Origin of the sequence: Mesorhizobium sp. B2-1-3 (genome assembly GCF_006442495.1) — a bacterium.
GTDB lineage: Bacteria > Pseudomonadota > Alphaproteobacteria > Rhizobiales > Rhizobiaceae > Mesorhizobium.
In genome coordinates this window covers 100,648-125,390 of the sequence record NZ_VFWL01000015.1, presented here as the reverse complement: position 1 = coordinate 125,390, position 24,743 = coordinate 100,648, and the positions used below count along the sequence as shown (strand labels likewise).

At 64.4% G+C, this 24,743-nt stretch carries 18 protein-coding genes; 11 read left to right on the top strand and 7 right to left on the bottom strand.

Annotated features, from left to right (window positions below):
- Positions 1-9 precede the first annotated feature (9 nt).
- The gene (locus tag FJ973_RS31005; RefSeq protein WP_181170939.1) at positions 10-285 is read right to left on the bottom strand and encodes a hypothetical protein; all 276 of its coding nucleotides are present in this window, start codon (positions 283-285) and stop codon (positions 10-12) included.
- On the opposite strand from FJ973_RS31005, the gene FJ973_RS22740 reads away from it, so the two are divergent.
- Complete coding sequence (locus tag FJ973_RS22740; protein ID WP_140557805.1) at positions 182-1,987, top strand: ABC transporter ATP-binding protein; 1,806 nt, start codon at positions 182-184, stop codon at positions 1,985-1,987. The two genes, FJ973_RS31005 and FJ973_RS22740, sit on opposite strands and share 104 nt — an antisense overlap.
- Before the next feature lie 199 nt (positions 1,988-2,186).
- Positions 2,187-3,560 (top strand): glutamate--tRNA ligase, encoded by a 1,374-nt coding sequence (gene gltX, locus FJ973_RS22735; protein ID WP_140557804.1) that lies wholly within the window; start codon positions 2,187-2,189, stop codon positions 3,558-3,560.
- Here gltX and FJ973_RS22730 read toward each other — a convergent pair.
- From FJ973_RS22730 to FJ973_RS22720, 3 genes are all read right to left on the bottom strand, one after another.
- A complete protein-coding gene (locus tag FJ973_RS22730) occupies positions 3,478-4,674 on the bottom strand; it encodes a DUF2865 domain-containing protein (protein ID WP_140557829.1) in 1,197 nt (398 codons plus the stop codon). The two genes, gltX and FJ973_RS22730, sit on opposite strands and share 83 nt — an antisense overlap.
- Before the next feature lie 78 nt (positions 4,675-4,752).
- A complete protein-coding gene (locus FJ973_RS22725) occupies positions 4,753-7,077 on the bottom strand; it encodes an NADP-dependent malic enzyme (RefSeq protein WP_140498933.1) in 2,325 nt (774 codons plus the stop codon).
- 161 nt (positions 7,078-7,238) lie between these two features.
- Positions 7,239-8,018 carry an SDR family oxidoreductase gene (locus FJ973_RS22720; protein ID WP_140557802.1) on the bottom strand — a complete coding sequence of 260 codons (780 nt, stop codon included), beginning with the start codon at positions 8,016-8,018 and terminating at the stop codon, positions 7,239-7,241.
- A gap of 117 nt (positions 8,019-8,135) precedes the next feature.
- Between FJ973_RS22720 and FJ973_RS22715 the strand changes: the two genes are divergently transcribed.
- A complete protein-coding gene (locus FJ973_RS22715) occupies positions 8,136-8,951 on the top strand; it encodes a UDP-2,3-diacylglucosamine diphosphatase (protein ID WP_140525384.1) in 816 nt (271 codons plus the stop codon).
- Positions 8,952-9,080: 129 nt separating this feature from the next.
- On the top strand, positions 9,081-10,295 hold the full coding sequence (locus FJ973_RS22710; protein WP_140557800.1) for an MFS transporter: 1,215 nt from the start codon (positions 9,081-9,083) through the stop codon (positions 10,293-10,295).
- Here FJ973_RS22710 and dgcA read toward each other — a convergent pair.
- Positions 10,266-11,249, bottom strand: coding sequence for an N-acetyl-D-Glu racemase DgcA (gene dgcA / locus FJ973_RS22705; protein ID WP_140557799.1), 984 nt, complete (start codon positions 11,247-11,249; stop codon positions 10,266-10,268). The genes FJ973_RS22710 and dgcA overlap by 30 nt on opposite strands.
- Before the next feature lie 77 nt (positions 11,250-11,326).
- On the opposite strand from dgcA, the gene FJ973_RS22700 reads away from it, so the two are divergent.
- From FJ973_RS22700 to FJ973_RS22685, 4 genes are all read left to right on the top strand, one after another.
- The gene (locus FJ973_RS22700) at positions 11,327-12,514 is read left to right on the top strand and encodes an ABC transporter permease (protein WP_140525381.1); all 1,188 of its coding nucleotides are present in this window, start codon (positions 11,327-11,329) and stop codon (positions 12,512-12,514) included.
- Between the two features lies 1 nt (position 12,515).
- Positions 12,516-13,334: an ABC transporter ATP-binding protein gene (locus FJ973_RS22695; protein ID WP_140498922.1), complete on the top strand. Its 819-nt coding sequence runs from the start codon at positions 12,516-12,518 to the stop codon at positions 13,332-13,334.
- 14 nt (positions 13,335-13,348) lie between these two features.
- Entirely contained in the window at positions 13,349-14,722 is a 1,374-nt protein-coding gene (locus FJ973_RS22690; RefSeq protein ID WP_140498920.1) for an MlaD family protein, read from the top strand.
- Between the two features lie 94 nt (positions 14,723-14,816).
- A complete protein-coding gene (locus FJ973_RS22685; RefSeq protein ID WP_224518948.1) occupies positions 14,817-15,416 on the top strand; it encodes an ABC-type transport auxiliary lipoprotein family protein in 600 nt (199 codons plus the stop codon).
- Positions 15,417-15,443: 27 nt separating this feature from the next.
- On the opposite strand, the gene FJ973_RS22680 is transcribed toward FJ973_RS22685, so the two are convergent.
- Both FJ973_RS22680 and FJ973_RS22675 read right to left on the bottom strand, forming a co-directional pair.
- Positions 15,444-16,058: a 3'-5' exonuclease gene (locus FJ973_RS22680; RefSeq protein WP_140557798.1), complete on the bottom strand. Its 615-nt coding sequence runs from the start codon at positions 16,056-16,058 to the stop codon at positions 15,444-15,446.
- Positions 16,059-16,156: 98 nt separating this feature from the next.
- Complete coding sequence (locus FJ973_RS22675) at positions 16,157-22,309, bottom strand: kinesin (protein ID WP_140557797.1); 6,153 nt, start codon at positions 22,307-22,309, stop codon at positions 16,157-16,159.
- 272 nt (positions 22,310-22,581) lie between these two features.
- Between FJ973_RS22675 and FJ973_RS22670 the strand changes: the two genes are divergently transcribed.
- The 3 genes from FJ973_RS22670 to FJ973_RS22660 all read left to right on the top strand — a co-directional run bounded on the left by FJ973_RS22670 (position 22,582) and on the right by FJ973_RS22660 (position 24,737).
- Entirely contained in the window at positions 22,582-22,950 is a 369-nt protein-coding gene (locus tag FJ973_RS22670) for an Hpt domain-containing protein (protein WP_140498914.1), read from the top strand.
- Between the two features lie 98 nt (positions 22,951-23,048).
- On the top strand, positions 23,049-23,369 hold the full coding sequence (locus FJ973_RS22665; protein WP_137931040.1) for a 2Fe-2S iron-sulfur cluster-binding protein: 321 nt from the start codon (positions 23,049-23,051) through the stop codon (positions 23,367-23,369).
- A gap of 333 nt (positions 23,370-23,702) precedes the next feature.
- On the top strand, positions 23,703-24,737 hold the full coding sequence (locus FJ973_RS22660; RefSeq protein WP_140557796.1) for an NAD(P)/FAD-dependent oxidoreductase: 1,035 nt from the start codon (positions 23,703-23,705) through the stop codon (positions 24,735-24,737).
- Positions 24,738-24,743: the final 6 nt, after the last annotated feature.

The window sequence follows — 24,743 nt, the reverse complement described above, 5'->3', positions numbered from 1 at the left end:
GCAGGGTTTTCACCCTCGGAACGAAGCCGGATCGAGAACAGGCCTTTGCCGATGCCGGTCGCCGCCTTCGGGCAAGCGGCCATTCATAACCGAACCTCCGCATTCCTGGGCATTGAGCCCCTTGCGCGGTTTTTTCATTTTCGACCTTACCGGGATCGGGCTTTTGCGCCCGAATGACATCATGGCTCGTTTTCGAATCGATTTGCGCGCGAGCGCCTTTCGCAGCGTTCTTGGCTTTACTTTCACCCACTGGCGGCGCCAGCCCTGGCGGCTTTCGCTGATCATGGCTGGTTTCCTGCTGTCGACGCTGGCCGATGTGCTGACGCCGCTCTATTCCGGCCGGCTGGTCGATGCCGTCGCCAGCAGCGCCGGCGCCGACGAGATCGCCTGGAATGCCGCGATGACCGCGTTTTCCATGCTGATGGCGTTGGCGCTGGCAGGTGTCGTCCTGCGCAATCTGGCCTTCATGGGTATCGTCGAACTGACGCTGAAGATGATGGCCGACATCGCCGCCGACGCCTTCCATCGTGTCCAGCGCTTTTCCACCGACTGGCACGCCAACAGCTTCGCCGGATCGACCGTGCGCAAGGTGACGCGCGGCATGTGGGCGTTGGACCTGCTCAACGACACGATCCTGATCGCGCTGCTGCCGTCGGTCGTCATGCTGGTCGGCTCGACGCTGCTGCTGGGCTGGTTCTGGCCGCTGATGGGAGCGGTTGTCGCCGCCGGCTCGGTGCTGTTCATCGCCGTCACGGCGATGCTATCGCTTGGTTATGTCGCGCCGGCGGCCAGGCTCGCCAACACCTGGGACACGCGCCTTGGCGGCTCGCTGGCCGACGCGGTGAGCTGCAACGCCGTGGTCAAGGGGTTTGGCGCCGAGGAGCGCGAGGAGAACCGGCTTGCGAAGGTCGTCGCCAAATGGCGTGCCCGCACGCGGCGGACCTGGGTGCGCGGCACCATCAACGGCACCACGCAAGGGGTGCTGCTGCTGGTGATGAGAGCGGCGGTCATCGGCCTGGCGCTGATGCTGTGGTCGTGGGGGCAGGCAACGGCCGGCGACGTCGCCTTCGTGCTGACTTCTTTCTTCGTCCTGCAAGGCTATCTCAGGGATATCGGAACGCATATCCGCAACCTGCAGCGCTCGATCAACGACATGGAGGAACTGGTCGATTTCCAGTCCGAACCGCTCGGCATCGAGGATCGGCCCGGCGCCGGACCGATCCGCATCACGCAAGGGGGCATCGCCTTCGACGACGTCACCTTCCATTATGGCAGTCACCGTTCGCCGCTCTATCGCGATTTCTCGGTCGATATCGCGCCGGGCGAGCGGGTCGGGCTGGTCGGCCATTCCGGGTCGGGCAAGACGACTTTCGTCAAGCTGATCCAGAGGCTCTATGACGTGAACGCCGGCCGGATCCTGATCGACGACCAGGACATTTCGGAGGTGGCGCAGGCGTCGCTGCGCGCGCAGATCGCCATCGTGCAGCAGGAGCCGATCCTGTTCCACCGCTCTCTGGCCGAAAACATCGCTTATGCCCGGCCCGGCGCCACGCAGGCCGAGATCGAGCACGCCGCGAAGCTGGCGAGCGCGCACGACTTCATCGTCAACCTGCCGAAGGGCTACGGCACGCTCGTCGGCGAGCGCGGCGTGAAGCTGTCGGGCGGCGAGCGCCAGCGCGTGGCGATCGCACGCGCGTTCCTCGCCGATGCGCGCATCCTGATCCTGGACGAGGCGACGTCGAGCCTCGATTCAGAATCGGAGGTGCTGATCCAGCAGGCGATGGAGCGGCTGATGGTCGGCCGCACCACGCTGGTCATCGCGCACCGGCTTTCGACGGTGCGGGCGCTCGACAGGCTGTTGGTCTTCGATCGCGGCAAGATCGCCGAGGAAGGCTCGCATGACGCGCTGATCCGGCTGCCGGGCGGCATCTACCGCCGCCTGTTCGAGCGCCAGGCGCTCGAATTGACCAAGGGACTTGTCACCTGATCGGGGATGGCCTCCGGCTCTGGCCCGGAGGCCATCCCATCAGGCGCCGGCGGCCTGACGGGCGGGCGGCGCGGGACATGCGATTGCTGGCGGAGCCGCGTCCGCCAAGTCTTTTCATTGCTTGCGCCATGTTCTATGTCTGCGGCACGGCACGGGGGCGCGTCTTGTCAATCACAAAAGCATCCGGTACGCCCCGCTCATGACAGTTACCGTTCGTTTCGCCCCTTCGCCGACAGGCCGCATCCATATCGGCAATGCGCGCACCGCCCTGTTCAACTGGCTGTTCGCCATGAACCATAAGGGGCGCTTCATCCAGCGCTTCGACGACACCGATGTCGCGCGCTCGAAGCAGGAATTTTCCGACGCCATCCTTTACGACCTGCATTGGCTTGGCATCTTTCCCGACACCACCGAATACCAGTCGCGTCGCTTCGAGATCTATGACGCGGCGGTCGAGCGGCTGAAGGCGGCGGGCGTTCTCTATGCCTGCTATGAAACGCCGGAGGAGCTCGACCTCAGGCGCAAGGTGCGCCGTACGCGCGGCCTGCCGCCGGTCTATGGCCGCGAGGCGCTGACGCTGACGTCGGAACAGATCGCCGAATATCAGGCCGATGGCCGCCGGCCGCACTGGCGCTTCCTGCTGCCCAATTTCACCGGCGATCCGCAGCAGCCGGAGCGCACCGAAATCCATTGGAACGACCTAGTGCGCGGGCAGGAAACCGTCGATCTCGCCTCGCTGTCGGACCCGGTGCTGGTGCGCGAGGACGGCACCTATCTCTATACGCTGCCATCCGTTGTCGACGATATCGAGATGGGCGTCAGCCATGTAATCCGCGGCGACGACCACGTCACCAACACCGGCGTGCAGATCGCGCTGTTCCGGGCGCTGGGCGCCGAGCCGCCGGAATTCGGCCACCACAATCTGTTGACCACCGTTTCGGGCGAGGGGCTGTCGAAGCGCACCGGCGCACTCTCCATCGAAAGCCTGCGCGAGGACGGCATCGAGCCGATGGCGGTCGCATCGCTGGCCGTGCTCGTCGGCACGTCGGAGAATGTCGCCGCCGCGCACGACCTGGCCGAACTCGCCAGCCGTTTCGACCCGGCTGCGACCTCGAAGTCGGCGGCAAAGTTCGACCCGGACGAGCTTTTCGTGCTCAACCGGACGCTGCTGCACCAAATGCCGTTCTCCGAAGCGCAGAATCGGCTGGTGGTGCTCGGCATATCGGGCGAGCAGGCGGAACCGTTCTGGCTGGCTGTGCGCGGCAATCTCGACAGGCTGGCCGATGCTGTCGGCTGGTGGCGCATCCTGCGCGAAGGGCCGCAGGAGAAGCCGGAATTTTCCGACGCCGATCGAGATTTTCTTCACCAGGCCATCGATCTGCTGCCCGAGGAGCCTTGGAACGGGACCGTCTGGAAGGACTGGACGGCCAGGATCAGGGAAGCGACCGGCCGCAAGGGCAAGGCGCTGTTCATGCCGCTGAGGCTCGCCCTTACCGGACTGACTTCGGGACCGGAGCTTGCAGATCTATTGCCGCTGATGGGTCGGGAAGGAACGTTGGCCCGACGACCCTGACCTTCCGCTGTTCCGGCGGCAACACCGAGACCGGCGATGTGACCGGTTTGACCGCAAGCCGCTTGATGGTGTCGCGGTCCAGCCCGCCGGCGGCGTTTGCCAGCGTCTCGGGATCGGCACCTGGATCGGGTTTGGAGGCAGGCACCGGAATGAACGGGGCGCCCTCCGTTCGCGGCCGCGACTGTTGCTGGCTTGGCGGATTGCCGCCGATGATCTGGAAGTTCTGCGCGGCGTTGCAGCCGCAGGCCGGCGGCCGCGACACATTGGGTTGCTTGTAAAGATAGGCCGTCGGCAGCTCGCTGTAGGGCCGGCCGGTGACAGACGATGTCATGTCGGCCGAATCGTCGCCCATGCCGCGCGAATAGAAGACCTGGATCTCGGTGCCGGGACAGCTCGATTCGCAGTTCTTCTGGTCGCGCTCGAAATCGCCGACCGAGGCGGCATTGGACATCGGGAAGAAGTAGCCGTCGCAGGTGCGCACGCAGGTGGTACGGAACTCGCCGCCGACGCCCGGAAAGTCCGGTATGCCGGACCGGCCTGGCACGCGGCGGACATTGCGCTCTTCACCGGGATCGTCAGACTGGTCGAGCGTATCGAGCCGGCGTGTGTCGCCGCCGAACAGCTGGTCGAACAGATTGCTGTTGCCTTGTTCCCGTTTCGCTTCGCGCGGAGGTTCGCGGCGCGGCGCCACCGCGTCCCCGCGGCAGCCATTGGTGTCGAGCGCGGCCAGGATGCGTGCGCGATCACGCCGTGAACCGCCGCCGGCGAGGCGGGCGCGCTTGGCCTGCAAGCTATCGAGATTGGCGTTCATGCGCTCGATGGTGGCGTTGAACCCGGCGCATTGGCTGACATTGCGGCTGAACAGGGAGAAGCCGCAGCCGGCGCTGCTGGACTGGCCGCGCGCCTTTGAAATCTGCTCGCGTTGCCGGTCGATCGCGGCATCATATTTCCGGATCAGGGCCGGATCGCCACTGCCGCGCGAAGTCGCGGCAAGATCGGCCTCGAGCTGGCGGCAGATACGCGAGGCAGCCTGCGGCTCGGAGACGGCGGCGCCCGAAAGCAGCAGGCCAAGCAGCACGGCAAGATGCGCCTGCTTCCACCCTTCGCCCATCATCCGCCCGAAACCCGCCTGATTGTTCCGCCGCACGCTACGTGCTCGTGGTTAAACCGCAGTTTACCCCCGAATCGGCGTTCAGCCCAGATCGACGACAGCCTGCGCCTTGTGGGCGGCCTCGACCACCGCAAGCGCTGTCATGTTGACGACGCCGCGCGAGGTCACCGAGGGCGTCAGGATATGCGCCGGCTTGTCAGTGCCGAGCAGGATCGGGCCGACATGCAGGGCATCCATCATGGTCCTGAGCGCTGTCAGCGTGATGTTGGCGGAATCGAGGTTGGGGAACACCAGGAGATTGGCTTCGCCCTTCAGACGCGAATGCGGATAGACGCGCTGGCGCAGATGTTCCGACAGCGCGGAATCGGCATGCATCTCGCCGTCGCATTGCAGCTCGGGCGCGATGCGCGCCAGGATCGCCGCCGCCTGCCGCATCTTGAGCGCACTCGGCGAATCGCGCGAGCCGAAATCCGAATGCGACAGCAGCGCCGCCTTGGGCTCGATGCCGAAGCGCTGGATTTCCTCGGCCGCCAGTACGGTCATTTCGGCGATCTCGTCGGCGGTGGGGTCGACGGAAACGTGGGTGTCGGTCAGGAAGATGATGCCGCGTTGCGAGATCAGCATGGACAGCGTCGACAGATCCCGGTCCTTGATGCCGGTTCGTGGCCCGATGATCAGCGTGACGTTGCGCAGGTGCCGCTCGAAACGCCCTTCGAGGCCGCAGACCATGGCGTCGGCGTCGCCGCGCTTCAATGCGAGGGCCGCGATCACCGTGTTGTCGGTGCGCACCATGGTGCGCGCGGCCTCCGTCGTCACGCCGCGCCGGCCGGCCAGCTCGATCAGGAGGTCGACGTAATGGCGGTAGCGCGGATCGTCCTCCGGGTTGATCAGGCCGAAGTCGACGCCGGGCTTGATGCGCAGTCCGTAGCGCTTCAATCGCACCTCGATGACGTGCGGACGGCCGATCAGGATCGGCTCGGCGATGCCTTCCTCCAAAACCACCTGCGCGGCGCGCAGCACGCGCTCGTCCTCGCCGTCGGCATAGATGACGCGCTTGGCGCTCGACGCCTTGGCCGACGAGAACACCGGCTTCATCACCAGGCCGGAGCGGAAGACGAAGCGGTTGAGCTTGTCGATATAGGCGGAGAAGTCGCTGATCGGCCTTGTCGCGACACCGGTGTCGCAGGCCGCCTTGGCGACGGCCGGGGCGATGCGCAGGATGAGGCGCGGATCGAAGGGCGAGGGGATCAGGAATTCGGGTCCGAACACCGGCGTCTCGCCGGAATAGGCGCGCGCGGCGACATCCGAAGGTTCTTCGCGGGCAAGGGCGGCGATGGCCCGCACCGCGGCCATCTTCATCTCCTCATTGATGGCGCTGGCGCCACAGTCCAGCGCGCCGCGGAAGATGTAAGGAAAACACAGTACGTTGTTGACCTGATTTGGAAAATCGGACCGGCCCGTGCAGATCATCGCGTCGGGGCGCGCCGCCCGCGCCACTTCCGGCATGATTTCCGGATTGGGATTGGCCAGCGCCAGGATCAATGGCTTCGGCGCCATGTGCTGGAGCAATTCCGGCTTCAGCACGCCGGCGGCCGAAAGCCCGAGGAACACGTCTGCGCCCGATATGACGTCGGCCAGCGTGCGCGCCTCCGTGTCCTTCACATAAGGGTCTTTCCAGCGGTCCATCTCATCCGTGCGCCCCTTATAGGCGACGCCGAAACGGTCGGTGACCCAGATGTTCTCGACCTTGGCGCCGAGCGAGACCAGCAGGTTGAGGCAGGCCAATGCCGCCGCACCCGCGCCCGAAGTGACGATCTTGATGTCGGCAATGGTTTTGCCGGCGAATTCCAGGCCGTTGAGCACTGCGGCGGCGACGATGATGGCGGTGCCGTGCTGGTCGTCATGGAAAACCGGTATGCCCATCCGGGCCTTCAGTCGCTCTTCGACCTCGAAGCATTCCGGCGCCTTGATGTCCTCGAGGTTGATGCCGCCGAATGTCGGTTCCAGCGCCGCCACCGTTTCGACCATGCGCTCGATCTCGGGCGCGTCGATCTCGATGTCGAAGACGTCGATGCCGGCGAATTTCTTGAACAGGACCGCCTTGCCTTCCATGACCGGCTTGGAAGCGAGCGGGCCGATATTGCCCAGGCCGAGCACGGCCGAGCCGTTGGAAACGACGCCGACCAGATTGGCGCGCGCCGTGTAGTCGGCCGCGGTCGCCGGATCGTCGCGGATTTCGAGGCAAGGGGCCGCCACGCCGGGCGAATAGGCGAGCGCCAGGTCGCGCTGGTTGCCAAGCGGCTTGGTGGCCTGGATTTCGAGCTTGCCCGGCGTCGGGTGCTTGTGGAAGTAGAGCGCGGCTTCGTCGAGGTCCGAACGTGCCGTTTTCTTGCTCTCGCCGTTCATTCCGGGCCTCCCTGCGATCCTGCGTGCCGCCTTCTTAGCATGCGGCCGAGATTTTTCGCGACGCCAAATGACGCAATCGCCATTCACATCGACGAAGCCGGGATAAGCGATCTATTTCAACGGTTTGAGCGGAATTTCTTCGGCGCCGGCGCTACCGGGTCTCAGAAGGCGCTGACATAGAGGCCGCCGTCCACCGGTATGTTCTGGCCGGTCAGGTAGCCGGCATGGACCGAGCACAGGAAGGCACAGATCTGGCCGAACTCCTCCGGCGTGCCGAGCCGCTTGGCCGGCACGTCGGCACTGATGCGCGCCTTGCGGGCGGCTGCCGCGGTCGGGTCTTCAACGCTGCCGGCCTCGTGCGGACCGCGCAGCCGGTCGGTATCCAGCTTGCCGGGCAGCAGGCTGTTGATGGTCACGTTGCGGTCGATCACCGTGCGCGCCACGCCGGCAAGAAAGGAGGTCAGGCCGGCGCGCGCGCCGGACGACAGATCAAGGCCGGGGATGGGGACATAGACCGATAGCGAAGTGATGTTGACGATGCGGCCAAAACCGCGCACGGCCATGCCGTCGATCACCGCCTGCACCAGCTCGATCGGCGTCACCATGTTCTGGGTCACGCCTTCGAGCATCTTGGCACGATCGAGCTCGCGGAAATCGCGCAGCGGCGGGCCGCCATTATTGTTGACCAGTATGTCGGGTTCGGGGCAAGCGGCGAGAAGCGCCTTCTGCACCTCGGGCTTCGATACATCGCCGACGACTTCCGTGACGGTCACGCCGTAACGCTCGCGCAGCTCCGCAGCGGTTTTGGCCACCAGCTCGGCGTTGCGCCCGTTGACGACGACGTCGCAACCAGCCTCGGCCAGCGCCATGGCGCAGCCTTTTCCGAGCCCCTTGCTCGAAGCGCAGACGATGGCCTTCTTTCCGCGGATGCCGAGATCCATGACGATTTCTCCTGTGATTCGCCGGCAGGCTAGCTCTTGGGCTGGACCAATCGCAACCGTCATACGGTTGTTGCATGAATCGGGGCATAGGCTCGCGAAAGCAACGGTGAATTCGCGATGTCCGGCCAAGAGCCCCGCACGTTCCGCAGCATGTTCATCTCCGACGTCCATCTCGGGTCGAAGGCGGCAAAGGCCGATTTCCTGATCGATTTCCTTAGACATCACGATGCCGACATCATTTATCTCGTCGGCGATATCGTCGATGGCTGGCGCCTGAGGCGCAGTTGGCACTGGCCGCAGAGCCACAATGACGTCGTGCAGAAATTGCTGCGCAAGGCGCGAAAGGGCGCCACCATCACCTACATCGCCGGCAACCACGACGAATTCGCCCGCCAGTTCCAGGGCGTGCATTTCGGCGGCATCGTCGTCGCCGACCGCGCCATTCACGAAACCGCCGACGGCAGGCGGCTGCTCGTTATTCATGGCGACCAGTTCGACACGGTCGTGCACAATCAGCGCTGGCTCGCCTATCTCGGCGACCACGCCTACGACGCCGCCATGCAGGTCAACCGTGTGATCACCCGGCTGCGCCAGCTGCTCGGCCTGCCTTACTGGTCGTTTTCGTCCTGGGCCAAGGTCAAGGTCAAGAAGGCGGTGAACTTCATCGGCTCGTTCCAGATGGTGCTCAGCGACGAGGCGCGGCGCTCGCATGTCGACGGCGTCATATGCGGCCATATCCATCATGCCGCGATCGAAAGCTATGGCGACGTCCAGTACATCAACACCGGCGACTGGGTGGAAAGCTGCACGGCGGTGGTCGAACATTTCGACGGCCGGATGGAAATCCTGACCTGGGCGCATGTCTTGCCCGAGGCGCCGGACGAACCCTTCATCCCGATGCTGATCGAGGACCGGGTGGTGCAGGCCGCCTGACTGCCGGTGCCAGGCACAGATTCCGGTGTTAATCGATTAGGCCAATCGGTTTCGTCCGGTTTTTCCTCATGTTAAGGGTCAATCCACACTGCTCGCCGTTCGTGGACGGCAGCGTTATTGGATCGATTCATGCCGCTGCCGCCGCTTTCACCCGAACAGCTCGTCAAACCACGCCATTTCGAACTGCGCATGAGCCTGATCTTCGCGACATTGTTCGTGTCGCAGGGCACGCATCTGCCCTACTTCCCGCTGTGGCTGCAGGCGAAAGGTTTTCACGCCGAGCAGATCGCCGTCATCCTGGCGGCTCCGATGTTCGTGCGCGTCGTGACGACGCCGCTGCTCACCGCGCTCGCGGACCGGGCGAGGGACCGCGCCGACGTCTATATCGCGCTCGTCGCGGCATCGATGATCATTTCCGCCGGCTATTTTCTGCCGGCCTCCTACGCCGTCGTGCTTGCGGTGTCGCTGGCGCTGACGATCGTATGGACGCCGCATTCGCCGATGGCCGATTCGCTCGCGCTTTCGGGCGTGCGCCGCTTCGGCTCCAACTACACCAGCATGCGTAAGTGGGGTTCGATCTCGTATCTCTGCGCCAACGTGGCCGGTGGTTTCATCCTGACCGCGGCAGGGGCGCAAGCCGTCCCGGCGATCATTTTCGCGGCACTGGGTGCCGCGCTCTTTGCCGCGCTGCTTGCGCCGCGTCTTGGCCGGCCGCGCCTTGCCTCACCGCTTTCGGCCGCGGAGATCCAGCACTCGGCACCAAGTCTCTTCAATGCCTATTTCGTCTATTTCACCCTGGGTGTCGGCATCCTCACCGCCAGCCACGCCTTCCTTTACGGCTTCGTGTCGATCTACTGGAAGTCGATCGGCATCGGCGACACCGTCGTCGGGCTTCTGTGGGCGTGGGGCGTGGTGGCCGAAGTCTGCATGTTCGTGTTTTTCAACCGCATATTCGCCTCCGTGTCGGTCGTCAGGGTGATGGTGATTGCCGGCATCGGCGCGGTCGTGCGCTGGATCGCCTTTCCGCTGATCTGGCCGCTTGGCCTCGGCGTCGCCGGGTTTTTCGGCGTCCAGACCCTGCATTCGGTGTCGGTGGCCATGGTGCTGATCGGCCTGCAGAAAATGATCGGCGAAACGGTCTCGGAAGAGCGCACCGGTGCCGCACAGGGCATCGCCTATTTCTTCAACGGCTTCTTCATGGCCGCCGTGACGCTCGCCTCCGGCCCGCTCTACGACCGTTTCGGGGTCGACGGCTTCCTGGCCATGATCCCGATCGCGATCATCGGCCTGGTGCTGGTCGGACTCGCGGCGCGCTCAGCCCCAAAGCGCCGGATCGGGCGGTGAAACCAAGGATCCCTCATAGGCGAGGCCGGGCACACGATCCCGCGCAAGCAGCAGCGGTCCGTCGAGGTCGACGAAATCGGCGTCCTGGGCGAGCAGCACCGCCGGCGCCATCGCCAGCGACGTGCCGACCATGCAGCCGACCATGACGCCGAAACCCAGTTCGCGGGCGCGGTCGCGCAGCACGAGCGCCGCCGTCAGCCCGCCCGACTTGTCGAGCTTGATGTTGACGGCATCGTAGAGACCGGCGAGCGCGGCCAGATCCCCCGCCTCATGCACGCTCTCGTCCGCGCAGATCGGCACCGGATGCGCGATGTGGCGCAGGATGCCGTCATGGCCCGCCGGCAGCGGCTGTTCGATAAGCGCGATGCCTTGCTCGGCGGCGAAGGCGAGGTTCGCGGCGATGGTGTCGTCGTTCCAGCCCTCGTTGGCGTCGAGGATGATGCGGCTGTCGGGCGCGGCCTGCCGGACGGCGCGGATGCGCGCAATGTCGTTGTCGCCGCCGATCTTGACCTTGAGCAGCGGGCGCGCCGCGTTGGCACGGGCCTGCGCCGCCATCGCCTCGGGTTCGCCCAGCGACAGCGTGTAGGCCGTCTCGAGCTGATGCAAAGGAGCCGGCCAGACCGCGTCAGCCACCGCCTTGCCGCCGATTTTGGCTTCCAGGTCCCACAAGGCGCAATCGATGGCGTTGCGCGCCGCGCCCGCCGGCATGGCGCCGAGCAGGGCTGTCCGGTCCATGCCAGCAGAGATTTGCCCGCGCATGGCCTCTATCGCGGCGCGAACCCCATCCATGGTCTCGCCATAGCGTTTGTACGGCACGCATTCGCCACGGCCCGTGTAATCGCCTTCGCTGATCGTGCAGGTGATCACTTCGGCTTCGGTCTTCGAACCACGCGAAATGGTGAAGGTGCCGGCGATCGGAAAACGCTCGGCCTCGACCGAAATGACACGCGCCATAATTTTCTGCTCCGGCTGTGCGAGAAGGGTCGTCGGCAAATCGACAAGGCCGGACCCGTCAGGCTAAACAGGACGCCATGTTGACCATCGGCAAGCGCGACGCAAGCGGCAAGACCGCCTCGGAGGCTGACCACGAACCGCGCGTGTCGGTCGGTGAGGAAGCAGGCGTTCTCGGGTGCGCCTTCTCGGGAATCTGGACGACGCGCACCGTGGCCGCGATCGACGCAGAGATGCGCAAAATCGAGAAACGGAGCGGTTTCAAGACTTTGGCGCTCGATCTTTCGCACATCGAGAAGATCGACACCGCCGGCGCGTGGCTGATCGACCGCCTGGTCAGCGCTTTCGAGAAAAAAGGTGTCGAGGTCAGGCTGCAGGGCCAGAGTGACGTCGCCTCGATCCTGCTCGGCGCGGTCGGCGACGCGGTGCGGCGCGAGCCCGAATCGGGGCCGGTCGGGCCGCCCAACATCGTCATTCGCACGCTGGAGGCGGTCGGCCGCCGCGTCTACGAAATGCGCGACGATTTTCTCGCCTCGATGAACATACTGGGCGCCACGATCCGTGGCGCGCAGATGAAGCTCGGCCGCGGCCATGCCGTCAATCCGGCGGCGATCTTCAACCAGATCGACCGCATGGGCGTCGGAGCCATTCCGGTGGTGGTGCTGATGTCGGCGATCGTCGGCGCCATCGTTGCCCAGCAGGGCGCCTACCAGCTCAGCTATTTCGGCGCCGACATCTTCGTCGTCGACCTCGTCGGCGTGCTGATCCTGCGCGAACTCGGCGTGCTGATGACGGCAATCATGATCGCCGGCCGCTCGGGCAGCGCCATCACCGCCGAAATTGGCTCGATGAAGATGCGCGAGGAAGTGGATGCGCTGAAGGTCATCGGGCTCAACCCCATCGGCGTGCTGGTCTTTCCGCGCCTGGTTGCGCTGGTGATCGCCCTGCCTTGCCTGACCATCATCGCCAATTTTGCCGCACTCGGTGGCGGTATCCTCGCGGCTTGGCTCTATTCCGACATCGCACCCGCCGCCTTCATCGACCGGCTGCGCGTCGCCATCGACCTCAGCACCATTTTCGCCGGCCTGATCAAGGCGCCGTTCATGGCCATGATCATCGGCACCATCGCCTCGGTCGAGGGCATGAAGGTCGGCGGCAGCGCCGAATCGCTTGGTCAGCACGTGACCGCCTCGGTGGTGAAATCGATCTTCGTCGTCATCATCCTCGACGGGCTTTTCGCCATGTTCTATGCAGCGATCGAGTTCTGAAATGGCGATGGGAAACGGCATCGAGACCAGGGCCAAGGAGGGCGCGGATGACAGCGAGGTCGTGCTTTCGGCGCATGACATCACCGTTTCCTTCGGCGACAACCTGATCCTCGACAAACTGTCGCTCGATATCTGGCGCGGCGAGATCCTCGGTTTCGTCGGCGCTTCGGGCGCCGGCAAATCAGTTCTGCTGCGCACCATCCTTGGTTTGACGCGCAAGCAGTCCGGCACGATCAAGCTGTTCGGCGTGGATATCGAAAAGGCCGACGATGCCGAACGGCTGCGCATCGACATGCGCCTTGGGGTGCTGTTCCAGCACGGCGCGCTGTTCTCGGCGCTGACGGTGCTGGAAAACGTCCAGGTGCCGATGCGCGAATATCTCGACCTGCCGCGCAAGTTGATGGACGAACTGGCGATGCTCAAGGTCGAACTGGTCGGGCTGCCGCCGGACGCGGCGCAGAAATTCCCGTCCGAGCTGTCGGGCGGCATGATCAAGCGCGCGGCACTGGCTCGCGCGCTGGCGCTCGATCCCGACATCGTCTTCCTCGACGAGCCGACCTCGGGCCTCGATCCGATCAGCGCGGCGGAATTCGACGAGCTGGTGGTCAAGCTGCGCGATACGATGGACCTGACCGTCTACATGGTGACCCACGATCTCGACACGCTTTTCACCGCCTGCGACCGCGTCGCCGTGCTCGGCAAGAAGAAAGTGCTGGTCGAAGGCACCATAGACGACATGCTGAAGAGTGAAGAACCGTGGGTAAAATCGTATTTCCGCGGAAAACGAGCCCGGCAACTTGATCTTGCCGCGCGCGCATAGCCATAAGTGAAGCAATGGAAACCAGAGCCAACTACGTTATTGTCGGCATCTTCACGCTGGTGGCGATCCTGGCGGCGTTCGGCTTCGTCTATTGGACGGCGGCGATCGGCGACAAAGGCGAGACCACATTGTTGCGCGTGCGCATCCCTGGCTCGGCTTCCGGACTTGGCCGCGGCAGCTTCGTGCTGTTCAACGGCGTCAAGGTCGGCGACGTCAGGCGCGTCTATATCGATGTCGACAATCCGACGGTCGCAATCGCCGACACCGAGATCGACCGCATGACGCCGATCACCAAATCGACGCAGGCCGATATCGGCCTGGCCGGACTGACCGGACAGGCCAATATCGAACTCAAAGGGGCCGACCCCAAGGAAGTAAAACTTCTCGACCAGGCCGAAAAGGAAGGCAAGGTCGCCGAGATCGTGGCCAACCCGTCGGCGGTGACCAATCTTTTGCAGACGGCGCAGAACATCTTCACGCGCGCCGACACGGTGCTGACGCAGCTGGAGGGGTTCACCAAGGATGTGCGCGGGCCGCTGACGCAGACCGTGCAGAATGTGCAGACGTTCTCCGACGCGCTGGCCAGGAATTCCGACGGCGTCGACAAGTTCCTGTCCGCGGTCAGCGCGCTGTCCGATGAGCTGAAGGGCGTCTCGGGCAAGCTCGACGGCACGCTGAAGGCGGCCGAAGGGCTGCTCAATGCGGTCGACAAGGACAAGATCAAGAGCATCGTCGCCAATGTCGATACGGTGACCGGCAACCTCAAGGAAACGTCCAAACAGCTCGATGGCGTGATCAGGAATGTCGATACGGCCGTGGGATCGGTCAATGATTTCGCCAAGCAGACGCAAGGTACGCTGGCCAAGGTCGACGGCGTGCTCGACGGCATCGATCCGGCGCAAGTGCGCACGGCTCTGGCCAACATCCAGAAGGCAAGCGAAAGCGCCGACAAGGCGGCCTCGGACATCGCCAAGGTGACCGGCAAATTCGCGAACAGGGCGGACGACATAGACGAGACGATCAAGGATGCGAGGCAGCTCGCGCAGCGGCTCAACGACGCCTCGGTGCGCGTCGACGGCATCCTGGCCAAGGTCGACAAGCTGCTCGGCTCGGGCCAGGCGGACGGCGTGATGGCGGACGCCAGGGACACGCTGAGGTCGTTCAAGCAGGTTGCCGATACGCTGAATTCGCGGCTTGGCGTCATCACAGACAATATAGCCCGGTTTTCCGGCCAGGGCCTTTCGAATGTCGAGGCGCTGGTTCAGGACAGCCGCCGTTCGATCAGCCGCATCGAGGAGGCGGTTACCGACCTCAGCCGCAATCCGCAGCGCATCCTGTCGGGCGGCGAGGGCGAGGTTCGGCAGTATGATGGCAGGGCGCGGCGTTGACTTCGGTCTCGGCTCGCCCCAGAAACAGTGTCTGCATCCGCGGGTTGTTTTTACAATCCAGGGATAGTGAGGCCGGGGACAGCAGGGATCGCGCGTGAAGTCGACGATTGTGTTCAGATCGGGCGTGGCCTTGCTTGCCTTGACCCTTGCCGGTTGTGCCGCGCTGCCAGGCGGCGGGCCTGCGCCGCTTGACACATTCGAACTGTCGGCGCCGTCGGTCGAGGCGCATGGCCACAGCCGTCGCCAGATCCTGATCGCCCAGCCATCCGCGCTCAAGGCGCTGGACAGCCAGAACATCGTCATAAAGCCGTCCCCACGCTCGATCCAGTACCTCAAGGGCGCGCAATGGGCGGACCGGCTGCCGCTGATCGTGCAGGCTCGGCTGGCCGAGACGTTCCAGCGCTCGGGCAGCTTCGCCGGCGTGGGCAAGCCGGGCGAGGGACTGGCGATCGATTACCAGGTCATCGTCGAGATCCGTTCGTTCGAAGTCCGTGTCGACGGCGGCGATCATGCCGAGGTCGACCTGTTCGTGCGCATCCTCAACGACCGCAATGGCGAGGTGCGTGCGTCCAAGAGCTTTACGGCGACCGCGCCCGTCTCGGGCAGCGGCAACCAAGGCTATGTCGGCGCGCTCGATGCTGCCTTCGGCGACGCGGCCAAACAGATCGTGCGCTGGACCGATTCGGCGATCTGAGCGGCGATCCCAGGTGGCGCCATCAGGCTACAAGTGGTCGAAGGCGTCCGGCCGCAGCTTTCCAGTCTTCATCAGGTGCTGCAGGGTGTAGGTTACGGACAGCGCGTCATCGAGCGCGTCGTGTCCCTGCAATGGCGGGTGTTCAACGCCATAATAGTCGGCAAGCTTGTTGCTCGGCGTCCTTGCCAGGTCCTCGATCGGCATCCCGGCCGAGATCAGCAGCTTTACGGCATTGTCAAAACGGGCCGCCGGGATGGAAGCGGGAATGCCTGCGATATAGCAGCTGATGGCTATCATGTTCAGTTCGTCCTTGCCCCAGGACCAGAATCGCGCCCCACCCGAGAAACGATCGATGTCAACAAGGGCTTCTCCTAGCGCGACCCCTTCGATCTCCAGCTTTTCTTCTGTGATGCCAGTCAGCTCGGTGAAGAAAGGGTCGAGCGCGTATCTCCTGCCAAACCGGTCGATCGGTCTGACATAGGCCTTGTGCGTGCCCAGGACGGGAAAGTCGTCTTCGAGCCCAAGCCTGACCGCGCCGATCTGCGCGATGACCGGATCCGGATCGTGGGCCGCGCACCAGAATCGACGTTGCGAGCCCTCAAGGCAAAGAAACTCGCAGTCGAATATGATCGCCGTCTTCACGAGTCAGAGATCCAGTTCCGGATGCGACGTCCACCCTTCCAAGCCAAAAGGCGGGAGACAAGTCCCCCCGCCTTTTTTCATTGGCTGTCTGCCGCTGCCTAGTGCAGGCGGCCGCTGGCGTGGGCCAGCATGGTGTAGACCTTGCCCGTATCCGAGGTCAGGTAGGTCTGCGCCATGATGTTGTCGCGGTCGTTGCGCGACACGTCCTTCAGCAGCTTCTCGAAATCATCGCAGTAGCGGTCGACGGCGGCGCGGAACTCTGCCTCCGTCTGGTACTTGCGACGGATCTCGTCGAACGTCTGCTGGCCCTTCAGCGTATAGAGCCGCCGCGTGAACACGTCACGCTCGCCGCGCCGGTACCGATTCCACAGTTCGATCGACGCATCGTGATCGATGGCCCGTGCGATGTCGACGGACAGCGAGTTCAGTGATTCCACGACGTGAAGCGGCGAACGCTGGGCAGGGGCGGCGCGCGGTGCGTCGGCGGGTGTTGCCGGCTTGGCTTCGTCCTCGCGTGACGCCCCGCTCAGGAGATCGCGCACCCAGCCGCCCTGTTGCGTGCGGGCGCCGGCGTCGGGACGCTGGCGCGGCGCCGTGTCGGCGGGGCGCTCCAGGTCAAGCGTGCCGCGTAGCGCTGTGCCGCCCGCCGGCGCCTGCGGCGCGCGAAGTTCCGGCTGTGGCGCGGGAGCGCGGCGCGGCGGCTCTGCCGCGCGGGGCGCTGCCGGGGCTTGCGGCGCCGGGCGCAAATTGCGCGATTCCGAGGGCTCTCCACCACTGCGGCCGGACTTCGCAACGATGTCCGAAAGCTCCTTCAGGGCGTTGATCTGCTCGGAAACCGCGCGGCGGATGGCCGATGTCGATTCCTTGGCCTCTTCCGGCATCTCGATGACGCCTTTCTTGAGCTCGGCGCGGGTGAGGTCGAGCTCGCTCTTGATGGCGCCGGCGGTGCGGCGCATTTCCTCGGTCGCGTCGGAGAAGCGCTTGGTTGCCGAATCGACGACGTCGGTGATGGCGTTGCGGATCTTGTCGGCCGATTCCAGCGTCCTGCCTTCCGCATTTTGCAGCGTCTGGCCGACCAGATTCTCGAACGAGCGCATGACCCTTTCGAGATCCTCCGACTTCTTGACCAGGCCGACAGCGAGATCCTCGAGTGAAGACTGCCTTTCTAGCGTGTGTTCGAGGTTGCTCTGGGCCGAGCTCAGGAGGTCCGAAGCACCGGCGAGCAGGCGGCTGTGTTCATCGAACTTGGTGGCGATGGACGCGACCTCGCGCAAGGTCGACGACGACAGTTCCGTCAGCCTGGTCGTGTTCGAATCGACCAGCCTTGCCGAGCTGGCGAAGGTCTGCGCCGCTTTCTCGGTGGTTGCCGCGAAGCTTTGCGTGCTGCCGGTCAGGCGTTCGTCGACCTGGCCGAGATTGGCCGCGGCCTGTTCGATCAGCTGACCGAGCTGCGCGCTCGACGTGGTCATTCGGCCGATCAGGTCGGCGACACTGTCGGATAGCGACGAGCGGGCACCTTCGACCGCCGAAAGGGTCTCGGCGGTGCGGCTGGCGAGCGCGTTGACGAGGGCTGCGTTTTCGCTGCGCAGCTTCTCGGCGGCACGTTCGGTGACCTCTTCCATGCTCTTTTGCAGTTCCGAGCCGCCCTGGGCGAAACGCTCGACCAGCGGCCGCGCGGTCTCATCGAGGATCTTCGACATCTCCGCCGACCGTGCCGCGAGCATGGTGTTGAGCTCGCGGGTGTTGGCGCCGATCGTCTTGGCTGCGTCGTTGGTGCTCTGGCCGATATGCTGGCCGACCGCGGTGAAGGTCTCCGCGATCACGTTGGCACGCGACACGAGTTGCGCCTCGGCGCTCGACACCTGCTCGTTGAGCTTCTGGCCCATCGTCTCGGCGGTATGGGCGAGCCGGTTCTCGACGCTGGCGATCTGCTCTTCGACGCGGGCAGCAGCCGTTGCCGCGGTCGATGCGAGCCGCTCGTCGGCGCCGGCGAGCGCCTGCTCGATTTCACGGGCATGCGCGGCCAGCTCCTGGCCGGTCTGGCGCGCACGGTCGGCGACCCTCTGCTCTGTGCTGGTGAAGGCGCCAACGATGCTCTGCGCATGTTCGCCGATGGTCGAGGTGCTGGCGGCGATGCGGGAAACCAGTCGGTTGTCCGCATCATCGAAGATGCGGGCGATTTCGGAGGCGCGGCCTGACAGCGCTTCCGAACCTTCGGCGATGCGCGAGACCAGGTGCTGGTCGGCGGCGTCGAAGATGCGGCCGAGATCCGCTGCACGCGCGGCAAGAGCTTCGGCCGATTCGCCGATGCGCATGCCGAGCCGCTGATCGGCGCCTTCGAAATTGCGCAGGATATCGCCGGCGCGGGCGGCCAGCGACTGTGCCGTTTCGACGGCCCGGGCAACCAGCTTCTGGTCGGCCGCGTCGAAGGTGCCGGCAATCTCGCTCACCCGAGCCGCCAACTGGTCGGCGGTCTCCTGGGCGCGGGCGGCCAGCTTCTGGTCGGCCGTGTCGAACGTGCCGGCGATTTCGCTTGCACGGGCCGCAAGCTGATCGGCGGTTTCATGGGCTCGCGCCAGCAAGGAACTGGACGCATCGTCCGCGCGGGCAAGCAAGGCGCTCGACGTGTCTTCCGCACGGGCGTGGAGACGGCGATCCGCCTCCTCGAAGGTGCGGGCGATGTCTTCGGCCCGAGCCAGCAGGGCGGCCGAGGTCTGCTCGGCGCGCTCGGCGATCTTGCGATCCGCATCGGAGAAGGCTTGGCCCGCCTGCTCATGCAGGACGCTGGTGACCTCCAGGACCTTCTCGCGCAAGGCACCGGCCACGAAGACGGCGCTCTTCTCGAGCACGTTGCGCACATTGTCGACGCCTGTCGACAGCGCACGCTCCATCGTGCCCGCACGCTCCTCGATGATGCCGGTCTGGCGACTGAACGCCTGCTCGATCTTGTCCACGTCGGCGGCGATCGCAGCGGAGATGTCGGTGCTCCTGGCCGCGATCTGGTCGATGTGACCCGACAGTGAACGATCGATGTCCTTGCGGGTCTCGGCGAGCCTGCCGAGATCGTCTTCCAGCGCGCGGCTCAGCACGTCGCGGCCTTCGGCCAGCTTGCCGACATGTCCGGCGATGATGCCGTCGAGATCGCCACGGCTCTCCGACAGCCTCTGCAAATCGGCCTCCAGCGCGCGCTTGAGGATGTCGCGGCCTTCGGCCAGCTTCTCGACCTGGCCGGCGACAAGGCCGTCGATGCTCGAGCGGCTTTCGGCCAGCTTGGCGAGATCGTCTTCGAGTGCCTTCGACAGCACCGAACGCTCCTGGACAAGCCGCTCGGAGTGGCTATTGACCAGTCCGTTGACGTTTTCCAGATCGTCTTCGAGTGCCTTCGACAGCGCCGAACGATCCTGGACAAGCCTTTCGGAGTGGCTGTTGACGAGACTGTTGACGTTTTCGAGGTCGGCTTCGAGCGCCCGGGCGAATTGTCCCCGATCTTCGACCAGTTTCTGGGACTGATCGGCGACGGTGCTCTTGATCGTGTTGAGATCGGCTTCCAGCGCACGGCGCAGGATGTCGCGGCCTTCGGCCAGCTTCTCGACCTGGCCGGCCACCAGCCCGTCGATGCTCGAACGGCTTTCGGCCAGCTTGGCGAGATCCTCCTCAAGCGCTTTCGACAAGGTCGAACGGTCCTGGACCAGCTTGTTCATGTGGTCGGCAATGACGCTGTTCACGTTCTGCAAGTCCGCCTCGAGAACCCGCGACAGCTGCCCGCGGTCCTCGGCCAGCCTCTCGGACTGGCTCGATATGACGCCCTTGATCGCGTTGAGGTCGGATTCCAGCGCCCGCCTGAGAATATCGCGGCCTTCGGCCAGTTTCTCGACCTGACCGGCGACCAGGCCGTCGATGCTCGAGCGGCTCTCGGCGAGCTTGGCAAGGTCGGCTTCAAGGGTCTGCGACAGCAGGCTGCGATCTTCGGCCAGGCGGCCCGAATGGTCTTCGATCAGCCCGCGTATGCTGGACAGATCGTCCTCCAGCGAACGGCCGAGCTGCGAGCGGTCTTCCGCCAGTTTGGCCGAATGCGCCTCGATGAGGTCCTTGATGCCGGCGATGTCGTTCTCCAGCGCCTTGGCGAGTACCGCGCGGCCCTCGGCGATCTTCTCGACCTGACCGGCGACAAGGCCATCAATGTCGGCGCGCGTGTCCACAAGCTTGCCGAGGTCGGTTTCGAGCGCGCGCGAGAGAATGTTGCGGCCCTCGGCCAGCTTGCCAACATGCCCAGCAACCATTTCGTCAATGATTGTACGGGCTTGCACCAGCTTTCCGGAGTCTTCGTTGAGAGCCTGGGAGAGCCGGTTGCGACCTTCTTCCAGCCTTTCGAGGTGGCTGCCGAGCGAAGCGTCGATGGCAGCGCGCGATTCGTTGACCTTGCGCAGATCTTCTTCGAGAGCGCGCGCGATCAGGCTGCGGCCTTCGGCCAGCTTCTGCACCTGGTCGGTTACCGCGGCATCGATGCCGGCACGGCTCTCGGCGAACTTGGCCAGATCGGCCTGCATCGCGGCCGCCATGCGCTCGCGGCTCTCGGAAAGGCTGCGGCTGTGATTTTCGACCGCTTCCTCTATGCCCACGCGGGCATCGGCAAGCCGCTGGATATCGGCATCGAACGAGCGCGAGACGACGTGGCGCGCCGCTTCCATGCGTCCGGCGAAATCGCTGGCGCGCGCTTCGAGCATGGACGAGGTCGACGTGACGATATCGGCCATGTCGGCGCCGATCTGGGTCTTGCCCTGGTCGATCATCGCCGTCAGCGTGTCCTTGCTCTCGGCGAAGGTGTGGGCGATTTCGCGCGCGCGTTCGACCAGCGTTTCGTTGATCTGCCGGGCGCGGGCTTCGAGTGCTGCGTTGAGCTTCTGCGTGCCGGTGTCGAGAGCCTCGGCGCGGGTCTGGAACTCGCTGATCAGCGCCTGGCCGCGCTCGGCGAGCGTGCGCTCGATGCCGTTGAGGCTGGCCTCGAATTCCGAATTGAGTGTGCGCGCGGCGCCACCAAGCAGCGACACCATGCCGTTGGTGCGATCGTCGAGCAGGTCGGTCAACGACCGGGTCAGGCCGTCTGTCGTGTCCGTCAGCTTGGCGATGCGCGTGTCGAGCAGGCTGGCGAAAGCCTCGCCGGAAGTCGAAAGCTTGTCGGTTATGGTGTCGAGCCGTCCTTCCACCGAATCGAAGATCGACAGCGAACTTTCGTTGATGCGGTCGATAAGCGTGTCGCCGGAATTGGTGATGGTCATCGACAGTTTGGTCGATGCATTGAGAATGCTGTCGCGGATGAGGTCGCTGGCAGCGCCGATTTCGTCCTTGAGGGTGTCGTGCGCGCCGGCGATCGAAGCGCGAACCCGCTCCGCATGGCTGACGACCGCCTCGCGCTCGCTGCCGAGCCCGTCGACGAGCGAGCGGATGCGGGTTTCGTTTTCCGAATAGGAGCGCTCGATCTGGTTGACCTCGCTGTGGACCAGCGTTTCCAGTTCGACGGCGCGGGCCAGCGTGCGTTCGATGCCTTCGCCCATGGCGGCCACCTCGCGGCGGACGGCTTGGCCGATCATCATGACGCGATCCTGGGCCATGTTTTCCGGCTCGGTGAGGCGGAAGGCCACTTCCGTCATCGACTGGGCGGCGATGCGCATGTCCTGCGCGCGGCGAATCATGGCGGCGAAGGCCCAGAACAGGATGACCGGCACGATGGCCGCGACAGCAAGGCCGATCAGTTCGGGACGGGCGAAGAACTGGTCGAGCGTGCGGATCCTCCAGATGCTCGGCCCGAAGAGGAGGTTGGCCAATCCGCCCGCGCCGGCGATCCAGGCCAGCGAAACGAAGGCGATAACCCAGTAGATCGTGTTCGAGGCGCGCCGGTTGAGGCTGTGCAGAAGCGTCTTGTAATCCTTCTGACGATCGTCATTGGCCGGCGAGAAGCCGGCGGGCTGACCGCCATTGCGTGTTTCGACGGGGCGCAGTTCGGCGGGTCTGGTCTTTGGCGCGGGATTCGCGGCCTGGGCTTGGTTGACGACGGGTGCCTGCGTCTGATTGCGTCCCTCGCGCGCCAATTCGTCGGCGGCCTGGGATATCTGCGCTTCCAGATCTTCCATCGAGGCCGCTATATCGAGGTCGCCGCTGCCGGTGTCGCCGCTGAGGTCGAGATCGAGTGCCTTCTCGAGTTCCCTGGCCACATCGTTGTCCAGAGATCTGGTCGTCGTTGTTTTCTTCGCCATGCCTTCGCTACCCTGTACTAGCTGCCGCGGGCTTATGATTTTGGTTGTCGCACCCACGCGCAGGAGGCTGAAAATGGACCCCTCGTATCGTAATGACACAGGGGGGTAAAGAAAACATGCATTCCGCGGGATACGTAAAACTTTAAATATAAGGTTAACGGAAGCGTGATTCCGGCGCCGCTTTCGCAACATTTTTTCCGGCCATCCATTAACCCGTTGTCCATTGGATTCGCCTAGTTTTTCAGGCGGCCGAAGAAGCGGAGTTCGAGTTCATGCGTGGCGAAAGCGGCATTGCCTTCTCAATGCCCGGGGGCGATGTATCGGGAACGAGGCGGTCCCGACCGATCGATTTGGCACACCTTGCGCGGCAGACGATGGGCGACCGCGGCCTCGAACAGGAGGTGCTGGCGCTCTTTGTACAACAGGCGCTGTCGGTGCGCGACAGGATAGTCGATGCGGACATCAAGGACCGGCTGCTCCTGGCGCACGGCCTGAAGGGTTCGGCGCGTGGTGTCGGGGCCTTTGCCATTGCCGATTGCGCCACCGAGATAGAACGGCAGCCGGAAGACAGCCAGACGCTTACGCGGCTCGGCAAACTGATCGACGAAGTGCGCGATTTCATCGCCGCCATCAACCGCTAGACCCGTTTGCGGAAAAACGTCACCGAGCGGCGCTTTCTCGCCGCAGTTGACTTGTGTGCCCGAGTGATTATCTCGGCGGAAACTCCCTCAGGTGACAAATGACCAAACTGACCTTCATTGCCCATGACGGCACACATTTCGACGTGGATGCCGAGAACGGCTCGACGGTCATGGAAAACGCCATCCGCAATGCCGTGCCGGGTATCGAAGCGGAGTGCGGCGGCGCCTGCGCCTGTGCAACCTGCCACGTCTATGTCGACGAGGCCTGGACGGCGGAAGTCGGCGAGCCGGAAGCAATGGAAGAGGACATGCTGGACTTTGCCTACGACGTCCAGCCGAATTCGCGGCTATCGTGCCAGATCAAGGTGCGCGACGCGCTCGACGGACTGGTGGTGCGGGTGCCCGAGCGCCAAGGCTAAAAGCCGATTTTTGCCCGAGGCAATGAATCCGGGCAGGGGGTTCCTTGGGGGCCGGCTGTTGACGTCGCCTTGAATGGAAAACCCGCCTGTGCGGCGGGCCTCCGGCGCAACTCAGCACCACAACCAAATATCTACCATAGTTGCGGGCACCCCGTCAAGAAAAAATTCCTATCGTGAGAAGCTGCCCTGCCATGAAAAGGTGGCGGGGCAGCCGGACTGGCAGTCGTCCATCCCTTGCAACCCGAGTTCGCAGCTCTGATTTTTGCGGCTGCCGCTTGGCAGCAAGCCGGAGGTCATGCAGTCTCACGCCAATCCAGCAGCGAGGCGCGCACCATGACCGGCATCACCAGGACAGACGTACTCATTGTCGGGGCAGGGCCGGTCGGCCTGTTCGCCGTGTTCGAGCTCGGCCTGTTCGACATGAAGTGCCACCTGATCGACATCCTCGACCGGCCCGGCGGCCAATGCGCGGAACTCTATCCGGAAAAGCCGATCTATGACATTCCCGGCTGGCCGTCGATCTCGGCGCAAGGGCTGGTCGACAAGCTGCTCGAGCAGATCGCGCCGTTCAAGCCTGATTTCACCTACAATCGCATGGTCTCCAGCCTGGAGAGGTTGGAGGACGGCGGCTTTCGCGTCACCACCGACGAGAACGAGGTGTTCGAGGCCAAGGTGGTGGTGATCGCCGCCGGCGGCGGCTCGTTCCAGCCGAAACGCCCGCCCATCCCGGGCATCGAACCCTATGAGGGCAAGAGCGTCTTCTATTCGGTGCGCCGGATGGAAGACTTTCGCGGCCACGACCTCGTTATCGTTGGCGGCGGCGATTCGGCGCTGGACTGGACGCTCAATTTGCAGCCGGTGGCAAAAAGCGTGACCCTGGTCCACCGGCGCCCGGAGTTCCGCGCCGCCCCCGACAGCGTCAACAAGATGTACGCCATGCAGGAGATGAAGCAGCTGGATTTCCAGGTCGGGCAAGTGACCGGCTTGACCGGCGCCGCCGGCCAACTGTCGTCCGCCCTGATCAAGGGGCCGGAGGGCGACATCGAAATTCCTTGCACGCGGATGCTGCCCTTCTTCGGCCTGACCATGAAGCTCGGACCGATTGCGGAATGGGGGATCAACCTTCACGAGAACCTGATTCCGGTCGACACCGAGAAGTTCCAGACGTCGGTCCCGGGCATCTTCGCGGTCGGCGACATCAATTGGTATCCCGGCAAGCTGAAGCTCATCCTGTCGGGCTTTCACGAGGTCGCGCTGATGGCCCAGGCCGCCAAGCGCATCGTCAGCCCGGGCGAACGCATCGTCTTCCAATACACGACCTCGTCGACCAGCCTGCAGAAGAAGCTCGGTGTGGCGGAGGCCTCCTGACGCGTA